The organism is Pantoea sp. Pa-EAmG, from assembly GCF_030024295.1.
In the GTDB taxonomy this organism is placed as follows: domain Bacteria; phylum Pseudomonadota; class Gammaproteobacteria; order Enterobacterales; family Enterobacteriaceae; genus Pantoea; species Pantoea dispersa.
Map to the genome: position 1 here is coordinate 1 of NZ_JASEWO010000244.1, position 5,257 is coordinate 5,257.

The following is a 5,257-nucleotide window of genomic DNA, read 5'->3' on the forward strand; positions in this document are numbered from 1 at the left end:
AATTGGTTAGCCCGATTGAATACAGTTAGTTTCGACCCTAACAGTTAGTTCGTTAACTGCGCGTTTAAAAATATAAAAAGATTACACACAGCAAATATATTCAGGACACATAATATGAATAAAGGTATCTACTACTACGTGACGATCAGTACCGATCAGGAGGGTTACCATCTGCTGCATCGGAAAGAGTGTAAACGTCTGCCGGTTAAGGAGGATATGGTGTTCATCGGTACGCTCTATAATTTAAATCAGGCTTTGGCCACCGCACGAATTAATTTTAAAAAGGTGAAACCCTGTATTAAATGCTGCATCCGTTATTCTGCACCCGTGTTACGCGAGTCGGTACGACCGGTTCTGCACTTTCCGCAAAAAATGATGTAACCGGCGCGGGTGGATGACTTTTTACGCATCCACCCCGTCATTGTTCTCTCCCGCCCTGACAGCCGCCAATTTTCGTCTATTCTTCTGTGAAATCCCTTTTTGCACTGACAAGGAGTTGCAGATGAGCCTGTATAGTACGTTAGAAGAAGCCATTGAAGCCGCACGTGAAGAGTTTCTCGCCAGCCAGCCTGAGCTGGAGCAGGATGACGCCAGCGTCAGCCAGTTTGCGCTGCAGAAGTACGTGATGCAGGATGGCGACATTATGTGGCAGGCGGAGTTTTTCGCTGATGAAGACGGCCAGGGCGAATGCCTGCCAATCTGCAGCGGTGAAGCGGCGCAGGCGGTGTTCGACGGTAATTTCGATGAAATTGAGCTGCGCCAGGAGTGGCAGTCGGAAAATACCCTGCACGAATGGGACGAAGGCGAATTTCAGCTGGAGCCGCCGCGCGACCTGGAAGAAGGCGAGGCAGCGGCCGAAGAGTGGGAAGACGACGACAGTCCGTCAGACAACTGGGCGTAAGTTACTCGTACGGGCCGTGCTGTGCGTCAACCGGCAGTAGCAGCGTGTCCATCACCAGCGACAGCGGCAGATCGAGAATGGTCAGCACGCGCCACGGCCCGTCACGCACATCCCACTGCACGCCCGGATAATACTGGTTGCCGTGCCCCTGTCCGGGTACGGTCCGGCTGATAATGCTGCCACAGCCCGTCAGCAGCAAAATGGCGGCGCACAGCGCAATTAACTTCAGGCAATATTTCACTGCATTTACTCATCCTGAACTGACACCCCTGATTCTGATGTGCGTCAGTGACTGTTTAAATGTGCTCAGGAACGCTGGCACGTGTCATCGCGCCATTTTAGCTGCGGGTGCAGCTAAACCGCTATGCCTTTATGCGTAAAGATTGTGTGAGGCGCGTTGTGCCCCCCGCTGAAGCGCAGGCATAAAAAAAGCGGCATCGCTGCCGCTTTTTCATCACCGTTAGCCTGTCAGGCGCGCTGAGGCAGCGCCTGCGGGTTAAGCGTGAGTTTCTGATAACTCTCTACCCACTGATGATATTTATCCGCTCTTTCCCACAAACGCGTGTGCACGCGCGCCAGCACCACCGGATCGCTGATCAGCTGCAGACGCTGTTCGCGATTCAGTTTTTCCGGCGCATCGCTCAATGCCTGATCGACGCGGCGATCGCGTGCGTGATCCAGCAGTGCGCTCTGCTTATGGCGCGATGTCGCCATCGCCGTCGCCAGTGCGTTGAACGCCGGATTGAACAGCGCATGCATAAAGCCATGCTTCAGCGCACGTTCCCGGTTCAGCTGCAGATAGTGATCGGTGTCGACCAGCTCTTTCGGCGGCTCATACTCTTCCGGGATCAGGAACAGCCTGGCACGCTTACTCTTCAGCCCGACCGTGGCACGACTCGACATCACCGAGACAAACGGCGACAGAATCAGCGAGAAGACGATTGGCGCCAGCCACCACAGGAAGTTGAGATCGAGCACGCCCATCCCGACGGCCCAGACAATGCCCAGCAGCATCTGTGAACCATGGCGACGGAACGCTTCGCTCCACGGCGTGGCGTCATCGTCACGCTGCGGCGAGTTCCACACCACTTCCCAGCCGAGGAAGGCGCTGACCACAAACACGGTGTGGAACAGCATGCGCACCGGTGCCAGCAGCACCGAGAACAGCATCTCAAGCAGTAGCGAGAGGAACAGGCGGAATGCGCCACCGTACGGTTTCGCCCCTTTAAACCAGATCAGCACCACGCTGAGCAGTTTTGGCAGGAACAGCAGCACCAGCGTGGTGGAGAACAGCGCAATCGCCAAATCCGGACGCCACTGCGGCCACACCGGGAACAGCTGACGCGGCTGCAGGAAGTAGGTCGGTTCCATCAGCGTATGCACCACCTGCAGGGCGGTCGACAACGCAAGGAACATAAACCACAGCGGCGCCGACAGGTAGGACATCACGCCGGTCAGGAACACCGCGCGGTGCACCGGGTGCATGCCTTTTACCAGGAACAGGCGGAAGTTCATCAGGTTGCCGTGGCACCAGCGACGGTCACGCTTCAGCTCATCCAGCAGGTTCGGCGGCAGCTCTTCATAAGAACCCGGCAGATCGTAGGCGATCCACACGCCCCAGCCGGCACGACGCATCAGCGCCGCTTCCACGAAGTCATGTGACAGGATCGAACCGGCGAAGGAGCCTTCACCCGGCAGCGGTGCCAGCGCACAGTGTTCAATAAACGGCTGCACGCGAATGATGGCGTTGTGCCCCCAGTAGTGCGATTCGCCCAGCTGCCAGAAGTGCAGACCGGCGGTAAACAGCGGCCCGTAAACGCGGGTGGCGAACTGCTGACAGCGCGCATACAGCGTATCCATGCCTGACGCTTTTGGTGACGACTGGATAATACCGGCGTTCGGGTTCGCTTCCATCATGCGCACCAGACCGGTAAGACACTCACCGCTCATCACGCTGTCGGCGTCCAGCACCACCATGTAGCTGTAGTTGCTGCCCCAACGACGGCAGAAGTCATCGATGTTGCCGCTTTTACGCTTCACGCGGCGACGGCGACGGCGATAGAAGATCTTGCCTGCCCCACCGACATCCCGCACCAGCTCCATCCACGCTTTTTGCTCGGCGATGGCGATGTCGGCATCGTAGCTGTCACTCAGGATGTAAACGTCGAAATGCTCCGCGTTACCGGTGCGCTTTACCGACTCCCAGGTTGCGCGCAGACCGGCGAACACGCGTTCCACGTCTTCGTTACAGATTGGCATGATCAGCGCGGTGCGATGTTCCGGATTGAGCGGCTCATCACCGGTGGTCGAGTACGAGATGCTGTACTTATCGCGACCGATCAGCAGCTGCAGGAAGCCCATCAGCGCGGTCCAGAAACCAGCCGATACCCAGCAGAACAGGATGGCAAACAGGAACAGGATGCCGGTCTGCAGAATATACGGCAGGATCAGCTCCACCGACTGCAGCCAGTTCTGGTTAAACAGCTCGACCGGATCGAGCAGCGTCCAGCCCTGATACGGCAGAATGGTTTTCATGTACCAGGTGGCGACCACGGTCTGCAGAATGGTCAGAATCAGCAGCACGTAGCGACGCATGGAACCTACGTGGCGCCATTTGTCTTCCGCTTTCTGCTCTTCCACCGTGGCATAGCGTGGATTGCCTTTCTGCCCGCGCAGGGAATCCCAGGCGCGCGCAATCGGGTTAGTACGCCAGGCTTCCGGGAACATCAGCGAACGCTTCACCGGCGGCATCGCCTTCAGCGTGGTGCGGTCGAGATAATCTTTACTGAGCTGCTGGCCACCGGCGAGCGAATCCGGCCACGCCATGGAAACGCGCGACGAGACCGATTTCAGCGGCGCATCGTCCGGCCGTTCGCTGGCGGCGATATCCTGCCCCAGCGCGCTGTGAATGGCATGAAATGCCTGCGCATTCTGCAGCGAGGCGCTGAGCGTGGCGCGTGCTGCCGCATCAAGCGGCAGCGCCTCCACGTAAGATTGAGGTAAATAAGTCGATTTATTCATTGGCAGGTAACTGATAGCTCCAGGTTTCCGTCAATGTCTTGTCGCCGCTCACCAGCGCCGCACGCATTTCGGTCGGCTGCTTGTTGTCTTTCACGCGCAGACGCAGCACCAGACGCCAGCCTTTGGTGACCGGGTTGTAGCGTACGCTCTGCTCGACCACGTCGGCGTTGTTACCGACGCTGACCTGCGGCGCCACCTGGGTGTTTTCCGGCAGCTTGCTCATCGCTTTACCGACAAAGTCCACGGTAAAGGCGATGGAACCATCCGGCTGACGCACCAGGTTAGACTGCTTCACATCGCCCGCAGAACGCAGCGTGTCTTTCACCCAGGCCACATCGTCCTGGTGCAGCTGGTTTTCATCACGCGTAAAGTGCAGACGGTATTTGAAGTTCATCTCTTTGCCTGGCTCTGGCAGGCTCTCCGGCGTCCAGAAGGCCACGATGTTATCGTTGGTTTCATCTGCCGTCGGGATTTCCACCAGCTCTACGCGACCTTTGCCCCAGTCGCCCTGCGGCTCAACCCAGCCGCTTGGACGCAGATCATAGCGATCGTCCAGGTCCTGGTAATGGCTGAAGTCACGGCCACGCTGCAGCAGACCGAAGCCTTTCGGGTTTTCGATGGTAAAGGTGCTGACCGCCAGGTGTTTCGGGTTATTGAGCGGACGCCAGATCCACTCGCCATTTCCGGCGTGAATCGACAGGCCATTTGAATCATGCAGTTCCTGACGGAAGTTGCTGACCGGCGACGGCTGGTTAGCGCCAAACAGGAACATACTGGTGAGTGGGGCTACGCCAAGTTTACCGACGTTGTCACGCAGATACACTTTAGACTGCACGTCCACGGTGGACTCTTTGCCTGGCTGGATCACAAAGCGATAGGCACCGGCGGCGCGCGGAGAATCCAGCAGCGCATAAATTACCAGCTGTTTATCCTGCGGCTTCGGCCGCTCAATCCAGAACTCTTTAAAGCGCGGGAACTCCTCACCGGAAGGCAGCGCGGTATCAATCGCCAGACCACGCGCCGACAGGCCATACACCTGGCCTTCGCCAATCACGCGGAAATAGCTGGCACCCAGGAAGCTGGTAATCTCATCGTCTTTACCCTTTTTATTTAAAGGATACAGCACTTTGAAACCGGCAAACCCAAGGTTTTTCACCGCATCGGCATCGTGTTTTACGTTGCCGAAATTGAAGTAGTCAGGGTTATATTTGATTTCACGTACCGAAGACGCGGTGACTTCATTGATTTTCACCGGCGTGTCGAAATACATGCCCTGATGATAGAACTCGAGCTTAAACGGCGTGCGCAGTTTGCCCCAGTATGCTTTGTCGTGGT

5 protein-coding genes are annotated in these 5,257 nt (G+C 57.0%); 2 read left to right on the plus strand and 3 right to left on the minus strand.

Going from position 1 to position 5,257, the window contains the following annotated elements:
- Positions 1-114 precede the first annotated feature (114 nt).
- Together QMM04_RS20730 and QMM04_RS20735 are read left to right on the plus strand one after the other, a co-directional pair.
- A complete protein-coding gene (locus tag QMM04_RS20730; RefSeq protein ID WP_021506442.1) occupies positions 115-381 on the plus strand; it encodes a hypothetical protein in 267 nt (88 codons plus the stop codon).
- 121 nt (positions 382-502) lie between these two features.
- Complete coding sequence (locus QMM04_RS20735; protein WP_021506443.1) at positions 503-901, plus strand: MysB family protein; 399 nt, start codon at positions 503-505, stop codon at positions 899-901.
- Between the two features lies 1 nt (position 902).
- Here QMM04_RS20735 and QMM04_RS20740 read toward each other — a convergent pair whose 3' ends face one another.
- From QMM04_RS20740 to QMM04_RS20750, 3 genes are all read right to left on the minus strand, one after another.
- Positions 903-1,142 (minus strand): YceK/YidQ family lipoprotein, encoded by a 240-nt coding sequence (locus QMM04_RS20740; protein ID WP_021506444.1) that lies wholly within the window; start codon positions 1,140-1,142, stop codon positions 903-905.
- Between the two features lie 227 nt (positions 1,143-1,369).
- Positions 1,370-3,922, minus strand: coding sequence for a glucans biosynthesis glucosyltransferase MdoH (mdoH, locus tag QMM04_RS20745; RefSeq protein WP_282996906.1), 2,553 nt, complete (start codon positions 3,920-3,922; stop codon positions 1,370-1,372).
- Positions 3,915-5,257, minus strand: a 1,343-nt coding sequence (locus QMM04_RS20750; RefSeq protein WP_282996907.1) for a glucan biosynthesis protein G, incomplete at its 5' end; no start/stop codon positions are given. The genes QMM04_RS20750 and mdoH, both read right to left, overlap by 8 nt.